This window comes from Pleionea sp. WD8-19, assembly GCF_055326765.1.
On the sequence record NZ_JBUZOU010000001.1, the window covers coordinates 454,326 to 471,231 of the forward strand.

The following is a 16,906-nucleotide window of genomic DNA, read 5'->3' on the forward strand; positions in this document are numbered from 1 at the left end:
TGGTTATATTGACTCTAACCGGCGTGTAGAAAACAAAAGAACTGGATAGGTGACCGGGTAATCAACCTATTAGGATTTGTGACGCTAAACCAATATTCAAAGATATTTCAAGTTCACTTTGTGACCCCTAACCGGATCCGTTATGCTTAACTTTGCGATAATTTGGGATCGATATACCGAGCAAGCGCCGGTCACACTACAATCATAAGAATGCGTTCAACATCCACATCACCCACATCCTTGCCATTACTGTCGAGCGGCTGGTTTGCCTTGCTGCTGGTTATCTATACCTATGTCTGGACCAAGCGCTGGCAGCACAATTATTTCGAACCTCTTTATTCGAAATTAATGCAACAGCTCGGCTGGTCTTTAATGGAACAACCGGTTTTAGAACCGGTGCCTTTCATCTGCGGTTTGGTCACCGCAATCTATCTGTTTTATACCGCTTTTCGCTGGCGTACCAGTGCCAGCACGCTGATTTTGCTCAGCCTGGTAATCGCCATTATTGGCAGTTTCTGGTGGATACACACGTATCAAAAAATGTATTTTCCCGCCATTGAACTTCTGCTTTTACAGGCATCAGCCTGGGTACTAGGACTGGCAGAAAAACATCACCAACGCCCTTTGGAGCCAGTACTCAGCGACCGCCAGGAGTGGGGGTTAAAAGCGGCACAAGCTTTTCAAGACAGTCAGCAATTACAGCCTGCCTGGCAAATCATTCGGCACCTCGGTAACGACAGGCGTGTAAAAGAACAAGCGTATCAACTCGCTCAAACTTGCGAACGCAAACGAGATTACGAACTCGCTCGCATCGTTTATCAGTGGTTAAGCTCAAATAAACAAGGCTATCAGGACAGTCGCGAAAAGCTTGAACGGATCGAGCAACTGGTCAGTAAAACCCCAAGTTTAGCAGGCACCATTGCACTCGATCGTACTTTGTTAATGCCAGGAGAAGGCCTGCAGCCTCCCACACTCGGCCGTTATCGAATAGAAAGTGTGTTGGGCAAAGGAGCAATGGGCGTGGTGTACCGCGGGGTCGATCCAGCCATTAATCGTGAAGTCGCCATAAAAACATTGGCTTTAACACAAGAGTTTGACGATCAAGATCAGATCATTGCACGTCGGCGCTTTTTCCGCGAAGCCGAAACAGCCGGTAAGCTGAAGCACCCCAATATCGTCACGATTTATGATGTAGGAGAAGAACAAGAGCTCGCTTTTATCGCAATGGATATGCTCAGCGGTGTGCCACTGGACCAGCACATAAAGCCCGAACGGCTGTTACCGGTTGCATTGGTGTATCGACTTATGGTGCAGGTCGCCTCAGGCCTCTCGTACGCTCACTCCAAAGGTGTCGTTCATCGTGATATTAAGCCCGGCAACCTTATTTTCGATGCCGAAAAGCGCAATGTGATCATCACTGACTTTGGTATCGCCCACTTAACAGACAACAGTAAAACTCGAACGGGTGCGATTTTAGGCAGTCCTTTTTACATGTCTCCCGAGCAAGTTCAGGGAAAAAAGATCGATGGACGTAGCGATATTTTCAGTCTCGGTGTAACCTTTTATCAATTGCTAACCGGACATTTGCCATTTAAAGGCGAGTCACTTGCTACTGTCGCACTCAATATTACGACCCGAAAACATGAACCGGTTCGCAAAATTCGGGCTGATTTACCCACCAGTGCGAGTAGAATTATAAACAAAGCGCTGAATAAAGAAGCCGACAAGCGCTTTCAACAGATTGGCGATTTTAAAGAAGCACTGATCAGCTCATTGCGTCGAGATTTTAAAGTCAATCCTTTTTAACTTGTTTTATAGGCAACAATCCGTTGCCCTAAGATGGTGACAATCACGCGTATGAAACCATTTACATGGAAAGTATCCGGCGTTTCCGATCAGGGTAAAAAACGTCCACGAAACGAAGACTCTATTGGCTGGCATGTAAACGCCGAGCGAGGCTGGCTATGTGCCGTGATCGCCGATGGTATGGGCGGGCATGCAGCAGGCGAAGTCGCCAGCGCCATGGCGCGCACTCAATTTTTAGACTTGGTAGAAGATTTATTTACTCGGCCGGGTAATTTTCCGGGTGAAATCACCATGCGCAAGGCCTTGAGCGAATACATTCAAAGGGTTGATGATCAAATCAAGCATCATGCTGACGCTCACCCCGAAGATGAAGGCCTTGGTACAACGTTAGTCGCCATGATCATCTATTCTGATCAATGCTGGATCGTCAACATAGGTGATTCCCGCGGTTATCGGTTACGTAATGGTGAGTTTAAACAATTAACACGAGACGATACGCTGGTTCAAAGCTGGCTGGAAGATGGTAAAATCAGTTACGAAAAAGCCGAGCAGTCGCCTTACAAAAATGTATTAACTCAAGCGCTAGGTGCCAAAGAAAGCCTCAACCCACAAATTTTATCGATTGATGTTGAGCAAGGTGATAAGTTTTTATTGTGCAGTGATGGCTTGAGCAACTGCATGTCAGATGCATTTATTGGCGATACACTGCAGCAAAATCCGCTGGAAGAAATTACTCGACAACTATTGGAAGAAGCCTTGTCGGCAGGCGCGCCCGACAATGTATCCTTAATTGTTGTTGCACAACCCTAGGGCTAGTTTACTCGCTCAAACCTCGTAATATCACAGGAGAATGGAATGGCATATCTGGGTTTATTGGTCGATGATGTCGTCGTGAACAAATTTGAACTCGACCGAGGCCTGCTTACCATTGGTCGCTCGCCAGACAATGATGTACAAATTGAAGACCATGCGGTAAGTAGTTTTCACGCTCAAGTTTTACAGGAAGTCGATCCTTACCTGGAAGGCCAAGTGACTTATTTTATCGAAGACTTAAAAAGCACCAATGCCACGCGTGTTAACGGTACCAAAGTGAATAAACAAAAATTGAGCCACGGTGACTTAATCGAAATCGGATACAATAAGTTTCGCTTTTTCGACAAAGAGCGCATCGATCTCGAACGCACTGCAGTGATCTTGCCCGAATAAGCTGAATACTTTTTAATCGCTCAGCCATTCTGGCTGAGCGTTAATTTAAATGGACGTAATAAAATTTTAATTATTTAGACTCCCAGAGTAACAATAATCACCTGATAAACCGTTTATAGAAGGCTCAATCGATTTGGGTGGAAAGGAAAAACCATGAAGCATCAAGTGGACGGCATTAAAGTCGTGCTAGCGGGTCTTGGCCTGCTTTGGGGAATCGAAATCATCAACCTGTTAACCGGCCATTGGTTGGATCAGTTTGGCTTAATTCCTCGCAGTATCGAGCACAGTTACGGCATTCTTACCGCTCCTTTATTGCACCATAATTTGTGGCACCTGATCGGTAACTCGATCCCTTTGGCCATTTTAGCGTTACTGGTTCATCAAACGCATCGGCTATTGGCAGTTACAATAATCGTGGTTATCGGTAGTGGAATATTGGTTTGGCTATTTGGACGCTCTGCGATTCATATTGGCGCTTCAGGATTGGTATTAGGATACTGGAGTTATTTATTAACCAATGCTTATTTTAATCGCACCATAAAAAATATTGTGATAAGCCTGCTGACCATTGTGCTATACGGTGGATTGATTTTCAGCTTACTCGACTTTCGCAGTTATATCAGCTTTGAAAGTCATATTGCCGGGTTTGTGTGCGGTATTTTAGCGGCCTTGATTTTAAAACCTTCAAAACGAACAATTGAGGAACCTTTATGAGCGCAATTTGGGAAATTGCCAGCAGCTTTCCAACTTCAATTTTCACAACCATAAATCTGATTTTAATTGGATACTGGTTGTTAGTTGCTATTGGATTATTTGATTTTGACTTTTTTAATATCGACATTGATACGGATGTTGAAGTAGGAGAAGTAGGTGGATTCATGACACTGTTGGCAACACTCGGTTTAACCGGTGTACCGATTACTATCGTACTGACCATCATTATGTTCGTTTCCTGGCTACTTTGTTACAGCATGGTCCGTTTCGGACTGTTTTGGATCGATAATACTTCCCTTATGTGGGTCGTTGGAAGCGGTGTTGTGTTATTGAGCATTGCCTTTTCACTTCCTATCACAGCGCAATTAATAAAGCCTTTACGGAAGTTGTTTGCAAAACTTTATGGCGCAAATACCAACAAAAGTTTGTTAGGTAAAGCTTGCAAAATTCGGTCAACATCCGTCAGTGAAACTTTTGGAGAAGCAACCTGCGACATCGATGGTGCAAGTTTGGTTTTAAAAGTCCGAGCGGACGAAAAACACCAATTTAAACGCGGCGATATTGCTTACATCATTGAATATGAAGAAAGTAACAGCACCTATCGAATCGTAAACGAAGCAGAATTTCACAATTTATAATTAACACTTTAACGAGGGAATTTTATGGAGCTCATTCTATTAATTGCTGGTGGAGTCCTTGGCTTACTAGTCATTTTGGGTATTTTCATCGCGTCAGTATATAAGAAAGTACCTCAAGGCTACGCCTTGATCGTCAACAACATTACGAACAAACCTAAAGTCAGCTTCACCGGCTCAATGGTCATTCCGGTCATTCACAAAATGGAAGTTATGAAAATTTCCCTCATTACACTGGAAGTTGACCGACGTGGAAAAGACGGATTGATCTGTAAAGATAATCTTAGAGCCGATATTACTGTTGCTTTTTATTTGCGCGTTAATGAAACACAAGACGATGTGTTAAAAGTTGCCAAAGCCATTGGTGTCGATCGCGCTTCTGACCGTGATGCTGTGAACGAGTTGTTTAACGCCAAATTCTCGGAGGCGTTAAAAACCGTCGGAAAAAAAATGGACTTCCTCGAACTTTTCGAAAACCGAATCACCTTCCGCGAAAAAATCGTTGAAGTGATCGGCGAAGATATGAATGGCTACGTGCTGGAAGACGTTGCCATCGATTATTTGGAGCAGACTCCTAAGTCACATCTTGATCCGACCAATATTCTTGACTCCGAAGGTATTCGTCGCATTACCGAAATCACAGCGTCTCGCAATATCGAAACCAATCGACTGGAAAAAGATGAAGAACTGGCCATCACTAAGAAAAACGTTGAGACCAAAGAAGCTTTGCTAGCCCTGCAAAGACAAGAAGCCGATGCTGAGGCGAAACAGCAACGCGAAGTAGAAACCATTCGCGCTCGCGAAAAAGCAGAAACCGAAAAAGTTCAGTACGAAGAAAAGCAAAAGTCCGAAGAAGCTCGTATCGCAACCGAAGAGCAAATTGCCATTCGCGAAGAAAACAAAATGCGGCAAATCGAAGTGGCCGAACAAAATCGCCAACGAGCGGTTGTCATCGAACAAGAAAAGGTCATCAAAGCCAAAGAGCTTGAGCAAGTGAATCGCGAGCGTGAAGTTGAATTAGAAACCATTAACAAAGAAAAAGCACTCGAAGCAGAGCGTAAAATCATCGCTCAAACCATTAGCGAGCGTATCGCGGTAGAAAAGAAAGTCGCTGAGGAAGAAGAACGTATCAAAGAAGTACAAATTGTTTCCGACGCGGATCGAAAAAAACAAGTGCAAGTACTGGAAGCGCAAGCTGAAGCTGAAGAAGCTATGATTAAAGCGGTTAAGAAAGCAGAAGCCGATGAAAAAGCGGCGGAGCATCGTGCGAAAGAAATTAACATGATCGCACAAGCCGAATTAGAAGCCTCTGCGAAAAAAGCAGAAGCTGCTAAGAAAGAAGCTGAAGGTAAGCAAGCGCAAATCGCCGCCAACGGTTTAGCCGAAGCACAAGTGACCTTGGCCAAAGCCGACGCTGATGAAAAACAAGGTCTGGCACAAGCGAGAATTAAAGAAGCGCATGCCATAGCGCTGGAGAAAGAAGGTCTAGCCGAAGCCAAAGTATTGGAAGAGAAACTAGCCGCGGAAGCCAAGGGTAGTCAAGAGCTCGGACTAGCAGAAGCGGCCGCCAACCGAGAAAAAGGATTAGCTGAAGCTTCAGTGATTCTCGAAAAGGCCAAAGCCGAAGCACAAGGTTTAATCGATAAATTCGCGGCCATGAACAACATGAGCCCGGATGCTCGCGAGTTCGAAGAGTTCAAGATGAAACTGGAAGCTCACTTGAAAGAAGAGCTGGCAAAAGTGGATGCGAGTAAAGTGGTTGCGAAAGATCAAGCCGAAGTTATCGCAACTGCGCTAGAAAATGCCAACATTGATATTGTCGGTGGTCAAGGTGATTACTTTGATAAGTTAGCCAAAGGCATGGGTATGGGCAATGCGTTGGATGGTTTTCTAGATAAAAGCCCGGTGATGGCATCACTTCTGGAGAAGTTTTTAGGTGGCAAGCCTAAAGATGTTAATGCAGCACCCAGTGATAACGTCTAAAAATAAATAGTTAATAGACAAAAGTCTTCGACAAGCTCAGCCAACTTTATCCAGTTTATAAATTGAGTCTGTCGAAGTCAGAACAGTCACAACAAAACTCCATGAATGAGCTGGTTACGAAAACAAACCAGCTCAACTTTGCATAAAGGATTCAAGCGTGGCCAATTCGTCCGATCAATCTTCTCTCGATAACCAGGTTCAACAAGCCGTCGCAGAAGGCGGTGCTTACGAAGTGATCCGAAAACGCTTACTGGATCAAGGTAAACAGTTGTCAACGTTAACAACTGCTCTAAACGAAGCACGCCAACAGGAATTTGGCAGTACCGATATGGAAGTGCTCAGTCGATTGCGATTGCGAACGGAACATAACTGTGAAGCACGAGATCTGGTTTTAGTCGGCAATTTAGTTTTATTTGGGTACAACGTTTTTCTTGGCCTACGAAAAGAAACCAAAGTTGAAGATGTTTTTTCCATCTACAAACTCATTGAAAAAAGTGATCAATACGAACTTGAACCGGTTAACGTACAAAAAACCTTTCTTGCTGATCAAAGCTTTGTTGGCGACTTTCATGAACTTTATACTTATTATAAAGATACATTTTTATCGCAACTGGTCGTTAAAAATGGAAAGCTTCTCGCAGCTTTTCAAATTGGTGAGCGCATTAGCGATGTGCGAGTGTTTCGTTGGAATATTTCAGCCGATGGACAATCCATCGACTACATCGATAATCGAGGCGAACGTGACATAGAATTACCCGCCAGTCATGACTTTGAGTGGACAGAGTGTTTGCGTGAAGATGTCATTGACGGTCGACATCCGCATATTAATGTATTAGATACAATTTTTATCGATACCTTGGGACACGATCTAACCATCAAGTTAGAAAATAACACCAATACCGGCCGTGGTATTTATTCCGAACCCGTCGAAGATGCAACACAATCATTAGATGATGCAGAGTTTTTCTACAGCCAAGTTGGTTCACTGATATTATTAAAAATAAAACCTTATCTGGAAGAAAACTGGCGTTACTTGGTTTTTAATAAAAACACAGAGCAAGTCATTCGAATTGATGCAATTGGCGACTCATGCGTACAGCTGCCAGAAGATCACGGCTTGATGTTTCCCGGTGGCTACTATTTAACAACTGGTGAATACAAAGCCTTTGATCACGAATACAAAAACCTTAAATTCAAGCGCATGTTTCGTTCGCCAAATGGTGAAGATGTGTTGTTTATTTTTTACCAGCCCGATTCCAACCTGGTTGGATTGTACGCTTACAACTTAATAAACAAATCACTGCAAAACCCTTTATTCGGTCATGGTTATGGCTTTTATGCTGATGGTCGATTAATTATTTTTTATGCGCAAGATGAAGCAACACGCATTCATCCCATTCAGATTTGGCAAACCCCATTCTTTTCCGAAGAGTTCGCGAGCACTCAACCAGAAAGCCAGAGTTTTTACGGCAAAATTGGAAATGCAGAATTAGTACGTGGTATTTCCGAGCTTTTTTCCATTAGTCGACTGATTCAATCCGATGATGCGTCTTCGGCTCACTACAATGACTTAGCCAAACGAAGCATTAAAATATTTGATGCTTACCATTGGCTCACTGATAAAACATTATCCGACATAGAGCAATGCTTAAAAGGCATCCATAAAACATCTGAACTGGTCATCGACGAATACGAGAAAGTCGCCAGTATTCAAAAGCAATCGCAAAAAGCACTAACCGAAGCGGAAACTGAACAAAAACAAATCATTCGTGATCTGGAAGCGCAAAACTGGCATACCGCTCAGGATTATGTGAATGCATTGGACCGGCTACGCCATCAACGCGGGCACTTACTGACCATTCGAGAACTCCGGTACATCGATCAGAAGCGAATTGATGAGCTAGAAAAAGAAGTGAGTGAACAGGAAGCAAAACTTAATCAACAAACCGTTGAGTTTCTTGCAAGCGCAGATGCCCTAAAAAGTTACTACGACGAAGTTGAACACATTCAGCAACACCGTAATCAATGTAAAACCGTCGCTGAACTCAAACCCTCAATAGAGTCCGTTGAAAAAATGGCCTATTCACTCGATCTTTTATCGGAGCTGATGGCTTCGCTAAAAGTACCCGATGCGACCCTGCAAACCCAAATTATTGAGTCCATATCCGATGTTTATTCCAAACTCAATCAGCTTAAAGCCAAATTAGAACATCAAAGGAAGAGCTTTGGCAGCGAAGAAGCCACAGCCCAATTTTCCGCACAGTTCAAATTACTGTCGCAAAGCGTACAAAATGCGTTAGGTTTAGCCACAACTCCTGATAAATGCGATGAACAATTGTCACGGCTTTTAGTGCAATTAGAAGAGCTGGAGGGCCAGTTCAGTGAATACGATCAGTTTCTTGGCGACATTCTAGGTAAACGTGAAGAAATATTCGAATCCTTTGAAGCCCATAAGCAAAGTCTTCTTGAAGCCAGACAACGCAAAGCAGAAACGCTTTTCGACGCCGCACAACGGATAATGCAAAGCATCAGCAGACGAGCGCAACGCTTCACCAAGCAGGATGATCTGAACTCGTTTTTTGCATCGGACGGATTAATTCAGAAAGTACAACAACTCACCGAAGAATTGCGTGAATTGGGTGATGCCGTCAAAGCCGATGATTTGGAATCGCAGATCAAAGCCGCAAAAGAAAATGCCATTCGAGCATTGCGCGACAAATCGGATATTTATGAAGAGGGTGGCCAAATCATCAAACTCGGCCCCAAACATAAGTTCAGCGTAAACACTCAAGAGCTGGATATCACTTTATTAGCACGAAATGAATGTCTCAATATTCATCTAACGGGTACGGATTATTACGAACCGCTGCAATCCGAACAACTCAATGCTCTAAAGCCCTATTGGTCGATGGCCTTACCTTCTGAATCGGAACAAGTGTATCGTGCCGAATATCTGGCCTATTGCTTAATGTTATCCGCACAACAAAACAGCGACGGCTTCGACTGGGCACAATTAATGATGGCGGCTACTAGTGACGATGAAATGCAATCATTAATAAAAGATTTCATAGCACCGCGCTATAAGGAAGGTTATGAAAAAGGTGTTCATGATCACGACGCTGCAAAAATTCTTCATCAACTGTTACCGAATTACGACGTTGCTGGCAACTTGCGGTTTACGCCGCTTTCTCGTGCTATTGCAGCCATTTATTGGGCGAATCATCAAGCACAACCTGAACAGCAATTATGGCCTCAACGTGCGCAAAATGCACTGCGAATGCGACAATTGTTTTCGGCCCAAGATGCCTCACGTCAATTACAAAATGAATTCAAGCTACACTTAAAAAACTTTATCGATGAGCAAAACATCTCCATCGATGAACTTATCCTAGAACGCGCAGCCGAATATTTGATCAGCGAACTGGGGCAAGAAAACATTGTCTTTGTTGTGTCCAAGTATGCCGATACTTTGCTTAAAGACTTCAAACTGTATCTCGAGTCGAAGGGCGCTTGGCAAGAATACCAACAGGCATTACAAAAGTTGGCCGGTCAGCCGGGTAAACGATGGCATTTAAGTCATCACTGGCTCAGCGCCTACGTACAAAGTCAAAATAAAGTCGAATTTAAAAACTTTATTCCAGAAACCGTCGCACTATTAAATGTCGAAAAGCGATTGGATCGGCAATTACACCAGGTCGACTTAAACTATCAAATCAATGATTTATTAGGACGACATAACCGCATTAAAAATCAAACATTACCACTTACTTTAGATGAATTTCTCGAACGCATGGCCCACCATCAAAAGGTGGTAGAACCAGGGTATTACGAATATCAAAAAAAACGTCAGCAAGAAATTGAACGTCAAAAACAACGGTTACGTGTGAATGACTTTGTCGCTCGTCCGCTTACTTCCTTTGTACGAAACAAGCTCATTAATAATGTTTATTTACCAATTATTGGCGATAACCTCGCAAAGCAAATGGGTACGGTTGGCGACAGTCGACGCACCGATTTAATGGGCCTCTTACTCATGATATCGCCTCCGGGTTACGGTAAAACCACATTAATGGAATACGTGGCCAACCGACTCGGTTTAATTTTTATGAAGATTAATTGCCCTTCTATTGGGCACGACATTACTTCCATCGATCCCTCACAAGCGAGCAACAGTGCCAGCCGACAAGAATTGGAAAAGCTCAACTTAGCATTAGAGATGGGCAATAATGTTATGCTTTACCTGGATGACATTCAGCATACAAACCCAGAGTTTTTACAAAAGTTTATTTCTCTGTGTGATGGTACACGACGCATCGAAGGGGTATGGAGCGGTCAATCAAAAACTTACGATATGCGTGGTAAAAAATTCTGTGTCGTTATGGCCGGGAATCCTTATACCGAATCAGGAGAACTCTTTAAAATTCCTGATATGCTGGCCAACCGCGCTGATATTTACAACTTGGGTGATATGCTTTCTGGACAGGAAGAAGTGTTTAACCTCAGCTACGTTGAAAATGCGCTGACATCCAACTCCGTGTTAGCTCCGCTCGCCACTCGCGAAATGGACGATGTTTATAAACTTATTGATATTGCCAATGGTGGCTCAACGGCAGCAACCGATTTATCGCATCAATACAGTGGCGCCGAAGTAAAAGAAATTACCGATGTTTTAAGAAAATTATTTGCCATTCAGGAAGTGGTTTCTCGAATAAACCAACAATACATTGCTTCTAGCGCGCAAGATGACAAATACCGTACTGAGCCGCCGTTCAAGCTACAAGGCTCCTATCGAAACATGAATAAGATGGCGGAAAAAGTTTCCTCTGTCATGACCGATAAAGAGTTAATGCAGTTGGTATCCGATCATTATCAAGGAGAATCTCAGTTGCTTACCACTGGAGCTGAAGAAAACCTGTTAAAACTCGCGGAACTTCGTGGCAATATGACCGACCAGCAAAAACAACGCTGGCATTCGATTAAAGAAAACTTTTTACGTAATCAATCATTAGGTGGCGATGATGCTGACGCAGGCAAGAAAATCGTGTTACAGCTCAATGACCTAGTTAAACAGGTTTCGCTTTTAGGCGAGTCGACTAACAAAGCGCAGTCACAAAAGCTCCCTGAAATAAATATCGATGGGGTCATTGAAAAGCTCGGAGCAATCGCTGAAGCCTATAAACAACCGGCACCTCATATTGAAGTTGTAAATCAACCGGTTCCTGGCATTGATAAACTGCTTAAAACGCTGGCCGAAACTTTTGAATCCAGCATACATCCCTTAATTCGGGTGATGGATGGCAAGCTTGATCTTGACCTCAAAACACATAAAAAAATGACCGAAGTCGAAGCAAAGTTGAAACAACTGGGCAAAGAATTGAAATCTAGCAAGTAAATACTTTTCGTAAGGTGGATTAGCGTTAGCGTAATCCACCTTTTAAAAATCTAACATCACCTTATTTGTTACTGTACTTAAAAAATCAGCTAAAAACTTGCAAAATTTGAATCTCTATTAAAATCAAATTCTTCCTTCTTGTTCAGATAACGTACCATATTTAGCAGTTCGCCTGTTAATGTTTTCGATACTAACTTTATTTTCATCTTACCAATCAATTTTAGATTGACACTTAATTGAAGTTTTACGAGAAGTAGTATTGATGTCTGACTTCGTATTTTTTGTACTGGCTCTTTTAAGGCATTTTTGGTTCTTATAATCATTGCCCATTGGTGAATCCTATAGTTTTAAATATGGCATCTAACTTCACTCGAAAATCTTTAGGTTTGGAATATGATTCCAAATAAAAATTGGCGATCCCATATGAGTTTGAAATAGATTTATTAAAAACAAGTCGCGAATTTGGTCCATCTACAAAGTAAGTAGCTGCCCAACCCGTGGAATACTCTTTCGTCTCTGCATCGCTAATACTTACGTCATCTCCTGAAACACTAGGCTCCGACTCAATCCTAACCTTTATAAAATCATTCAAATACTCTAGCTTTTTCTCATGCGATGGTACTTTAGTGTACTTATAAATCGAAATTGTTATTCGATCGTTCTTATTATTCGACTCATAAACCCACATATTTCGATTATTTGACTTTTCGACTAGCTCCCAATTTCCGGGAAGCGATACTGAACAATATCACTTTCTATATGCGTATCAGCAGTTACATAACTAGACAGAATAATTACAAGTAAGCTAATTAAATTTTTCACCTGGCTCCCAATGAGAAACGCTTGTTGCGAATTATCTTAGTAAACATTGAGTTTTTAATTCAAGGCTATTTTATACTTTCGATATACGAAAACAAACCATTACGATCATTCATCCAAGCAAAATAGCTAATAGGTAAAACGGGCAACCCTGCTCGCCTTAATATCTTATAATGGCTAATATCGTAAAAATCAGACGTAGGCCCAGGATACCCAATAAGGTCGATAGCCAGATACCGCTCACCAAACTTACAAAGCAAATCCAGTGTTTGGCCAGCAATCACCATGCTTTTCCAAACTTTGTAACCTCTTTGACTTAGTACTTTCGCAACTTCATCCTGAAATTCATCATGTTGAATTTCTTGTTTAACATGAGGCTGATAACTATCGATAAACGAAACATACTGCTTTAGAAGATGATCATTGCGCAATAACCGGACATCTAACGAAAGTAAAAGATATTGCTTGCTTCTTGCACGCGTAATGGCTACGTTAAACACATCGTCTTTATTAATGTATGCTGCAGCTCGAAGAGAGTTATTATCAACTGAAAAAGACAAAATCATTACATCTCGCTCTTCACCCTGAAATCCATAGGGTGTAGCAATACGAATTCGATGATTACGAATGTCGTCAGCATCAAACTTTTCGCTAATGTTTTTTTGTAATGCTTCAATCTGAGCCCGAAAGGGCGATAAAACACCAATGGAAGATTTTATTTTTAAATCTTTTTCAAACTCAATCAATTCATCAATCAAGGTTAATGTTTTATCAACTTCCTGTACGTTAACTCCTTTTTTGTTTCTGATACCGTCATTAACAAAAATTAGGGCTTGTTCTCCAATATTACTCTCAGGTCGAAACTGCATGAGACGTAATCGATTATTGTAAAATTGTTGATTACTAAACTGAATAATCTTAGGTACGCTACGAAAGTGCTCATCAAGAAAGGTATGTTTATAGGTATCAGGACTAAGTTCACAAACCAGATCTAAAATACTTGAATCTCTATAACTCATTACACTTGCATCATCTGTTGACAATGTATTTTCTTGCATTACCTGTTGTTCAGCTCGATAAGATATAAATGAATAATGTCGTAGTTGTTTGGCATCGCCTACTATCATTACTCGTTTAGCTCGTTGAATTGCGGGTAAGCAGCTGGCGATATTGCATTGTGTGGCTTCGTCAAATATAACCAGGTCAAACATATCCTTTTTCAAAGGCAATACTTTGTGTAGAGTATCCAAACTTACGAGCCAACAACTCAGTAAACGCGTAATGACTGTTTCATCCATCGAGCCAAACATTTCTTTTTGCTTAAGCGATGTTCTGGCTCGAATGGCTTTGTTCAAGTAGTGCAAACTTTCTTTATTCTTTGCAATTAATTTTGTTTTTCGTCCTTTTACTAAAGCAACCAAGTATTCAGCTGCGAGATTTTCTTTTTCGTCTAACAACCGATTTAAACGGTTGATGATTTTCCACTTTCTAGGCTCATTTGATAATATCCATTTCAAATACAACTTACGAAGCTTATCAATCAGGGAAGCATTTCCATCGACAATTAAATGTCCGAGATGAACCGAACGATTCGCCTGTTTGAGAAAGGTTTGTTCCAGATTATCTATAACTTTATTTATTTTCCGAAGCGATTTTGCAAGCTCTTTAGTACTGGCATCATGTTTAAGGTCAATATATCCCTTTAGTAGGTCATTAATATACTTTTTAAATGTCTTTAAAAACTGCTTGCTTCCTGCCCGTACCAAGCTGTCTTGAAGACCAAAATTATCTACCATTTTTTCTTCTATAACATCGAGTGCGTGCTCATTATTGGCAACGATTAACACACTTTCACCCTGCGAGATGTGCTCAGCAGCCACAGCTGCAATGGTATAACTTTTACCGGTGCCGGGAGGACCAAATAGTACCGATAAAGTAGAATTAGCGGCATTACTCAAAGCCAACTCTTGAGAAACACTTAATAAACCTGGAAGGTAATGCTGATTTACTTTTCTCAGTTTTGTTTTTCGATTTTTAACACCAGACAACAATTGAGTTAAGGGTTCGGAATAATCATTACTGCTAATAAGCAAATCCATTTCATGCAGTATGCCTCTGGAACCTCTTGCTCGTTCAATTAATGAAAGTTGCGAATACGGAATGAGCGATAAACCGCTCTGAGTTGAGTATCTTTTTAATTTTTCTCGTGTATGAAGCTTGGGATATTCAAATAATTTACTAACATCTACTTCAGGACTGTATTTTTGAAACCAGCCTAACCAGTCGCCAGGATTGAATAAACTTCCAGTATGAAAAGGATACAATTCCGTTTCAGGATTCAACCACTTTAGCAAGGATTCGTTAAGATTTGGGTTGGCAGCATCGATAGAAACGAATGCATAATCATCATTTACAGATAATTGCGCATCATAATAAACGAGAGGTGAACAGATTGTCCGAACTTCGCCCAAAAATTCTGCTTTGCCGGTAAGAAAACAGCTTGCGTAGATTAGCTTTTTTTCTCTTTCATACACCGTTGACTTATTTTCTATTTCGACGCCTTTATCCAGTTCAATGGGAATGCGAGGTAAAAATCCATTAATTAAACTTTCTTCGATTGGGCTCCAAGTATCTGATGCAGAAACTTTTAATAAATTCCAAAGATTCAATTCGCCAATGTCCTTTTTATAGCATTCTTTGTAGTAGTTGATTTTGTTTTTTATGGACATTGGTGTAATTTATCCTGAGTTTTAAAACGTTTACATATTAGACTTTGTCATCCTTTGCTTAAACTTTATTTAATAAACTGAAAGTGCATTAATCGTTCGTCCCAAAATTTCTAAGCGAACTAAAAAACAATCCCGATCCACCACCAATCAAAATCAACAACATCATAATATCGAAAGCCGACATAGGCACCAGCGTCATTCGAATATTAATAATGATGCCAGCAATTAAGGCGATGACGCTGCCACCAGACAACAGCCATCCTAACGGATTTTTACTGTTCCAAAAAACCATCACAATGCCAATGACAAAAGGCAACAAAATCATACCACCGGTAATACCAAAGCCGCCGCCGATCGAATACAAGTGCGTACCGAACCCAAAACCACGCGAAAAGGCACCGGTAGTCACCATTACTTTAGACAGAAATAAATAGGTTCCCACAGCCATCATCAACAAACCAATCAGATAACGACCGACGCCACCTGATGTACCGCCTGCACCTTTAGGTTTATGCATTTTCTATTTCCTGTTCAATCTGTTTAATCGTTTTCACAAAATCCTGATAATTCGGTAGATGTTTGTCATGGACTAACAAAAACACGGCTTTTCCAATGGCAGGCATCAAAGGGGCTGGGTTCGTATGAACATTGTTTTCATCGTCGATATAACCGACAGGCGTACCGTATCCTTTTCCCATAATCGCGCATGCCAATTCTGCCCATTGATTGACACTGAAGGTTAAATCAAATCGAATGGGACGGTCTCCTTCATGACCGAATAGGTTTTCCATCATTTGTTCTGTTCCCGGAGCCTCGATAGCACGCACAATTAACTCAGGATAGGCTCTGATTGGACGAATAACACCATCAGCACCCAGTTGCTTAAACCGACTTCGATTTTCATCTTTAACGGCTTCCGCAATAATATGTCCAGAATATTTCATGTCTTTTAAATGAAAAAGAATGTTCAATATTGTACTATCGGAAGAAGTATCACCGCTGCTCGGGCATATTAAAATAACATGAGAAGCGTCTTTAACATTTGCGCGCTCTAATACCTCACGATCGCATGAATCTCCATGAACATAAGTCACGTTTGAGTCAGTTAAAGCAACAGGTAACCCATCAGGAAATCGATCAGATACAATACACAAGTCTTTTTTATTTAGACTCGGAGTAGCACGTAATTGATTACAGAGGCGCTCTAAATAAAGTTGTGGGGCATTTAATGGTGTATTGATAATAACTATATGTTGATTCATCGCACTCCAATTCCATAAACCTTTTATTTTTCGATCTTTTTTCTCTATTCGGTACTCAATGTATTCAGTGGCAAGTTGCGCCATCAACGTAATACCTAAAACATACATTAATATTATGGTAGTCAGTCTACCTAAGAAAGTAACGCTGCTAAGATCACCATACCCGGTTGTATTAATAGTTGTCATACTGAGCCAAAGTGCGTCACCCAGTGATAACCCTTCAAACCACATCATTGCAAAACTATGGAGCAATACTATGGCCATTACCCAGTAAAAAAGTTGACGAATACGGTTCTTAGACTCTCGAAATATTCCTACTCGATTATGTCTCATCCGTCGCCAATGAAGCAACCTGGCTAA

The 16,906-nt window shown here is 41.5% G+C and carries 10 protein-coding genes; 7 read left to right on the forward strand and 3 right to left on the reverse strand.

Going from position 1 to position 16,906, the window contains the following annotated elements:
- Positions 1–210 precede the first annotated feature (210 nt).
- From ACTUJY_RS01885 to ACTUJY_RS01915, 7 genes are all read left to right on the forward strand, one after another.
- Positions 211–1,806, forward strand: a complete 1,596-nt coding sequence (locus tag ACTUJY_RS01885; RefSeq protein WP_463614340.1) for a serine/threonine-protein kinase — start codon at positions 211–213, stop codon at positions 1,804–1,806.
- 51 nt (positions 1,807–1,857) lie between these two features.
- Positions 1,858–2,616 (forward strand): PP2C family protein-serine/threonine phosphatase, encoded by a 759-nt coding sequence (locus ACTUJY_RS01890; protein ID WP_463614341.1) that lies wholly within the window; start codon positions 1,858–1,860, stop codon positions 2,614–2,616.
- Between the two features lie 45 nt (positions 2,617–2,661).
- Positions 2,662–3,012: an FHA domain-containing protein gene (locus ACTUJY_RS01895; protein WP_463614342.1), complete on the forward strand. Its 351-nt coding sequence runs from the start codon at positions 2,662–2,664 to the stop codon at positions 3,010–3,012.
- Between the two features lie 153 nt (positions 3,013–3,165).
- On the forward strand, positions 3,166–3,726 hold the full coding sequence (locus ACTUJY_RS01900) for a rhomboid family intramembrane serine protease (protein ID WP_463614343.1): 561 nt from the start codon (positions 3,166–3,168) through the stop codon (positions 3,724–3,726).
- On the forward strand, positions 3,723–4,364 hold the full coding sequence (locus ACTUJY_RS01905) for a hypothetical protein (protein ID WP_463614344.1): 642 nt from the start codon (positions 3,723–3,725) through the stop codon (positions 4,362–4,364). Before ACTUJY_RS01900 ends, ACTUJY_RS01905 begins: the two co-directional genes overlap by 4 nt.
- 24 nt (positions 4,365–4,388) lie before the next feature.
- A complete protein-coding gene (locus ACTUJY_RS01910; protein WP_463614345.1) occupies positions 4,389–6,344 on the forward strand; it encodes a hypothetical protein in 1,956 nt (651 codons plus the stop codon).
- A gap of 157 nt (positions 6,345–6,501) precedes the next feature.
- Positions 6,502–11,736 (forward strand): DNA repair ATPase, encoded by a 5,235-nt coding sequence (locus ACTUJY_RS01915; RefSeq protein WP_463614346.1) that lies wholly within the window; start codon positions 6,502–6,504, stop codon positions 11,734–11,736.
- Between the two features lie 887 nt (positions 11,737–12,623).
- On the opposite strand, the gene ACTUJY_RS01920 is transcribed toward ACTUJY_RS01915, so the two are convergent.
- The 3 genes from ACTUJY_RS01920 to ACTUJY_RS01930 form a co-directional block, all read right to left on the reverse strand.
- Positions 12,624–15,284, reverse strand: a complete 2,661-nt coding sequence (locus ACTUJY_RS01920; RefSeq protein WP_463614347.1) for a DEAD/DEAH box helicase — start codon at positions 15,282–15,284, stop codon at positions 12,624–12,626.
- A gap of 88 nt (positions 15,285–15,372) precedes the next feature.
- On the reverse strand, positions 15,373–15,801 hold the full coding sequence (locus tag ACTUJY_RS01925) for a hypothetical protein (RefSeq protein ID WP_463614348.1): 429 nt from the start codon (positions 15,799–15,801) through the stop codon (positions 15,373–15,375).
- Entirely contained in the window at positions 15,794–16,879 is a 1,086-nt protein-coding gene (locus ACTUJY_RS01930) for an NAD-binding protein (RefSeq protein WP_463614349.1), read from the reverse strand. Before ACTUJY_RS01930 ends, ACTUJY_RS01925 begins: the two co-directional genes overlap by 8 nt.
- Between the last annotated feature and the right edge of the window lie 27 nt (positions 16,880–16,906).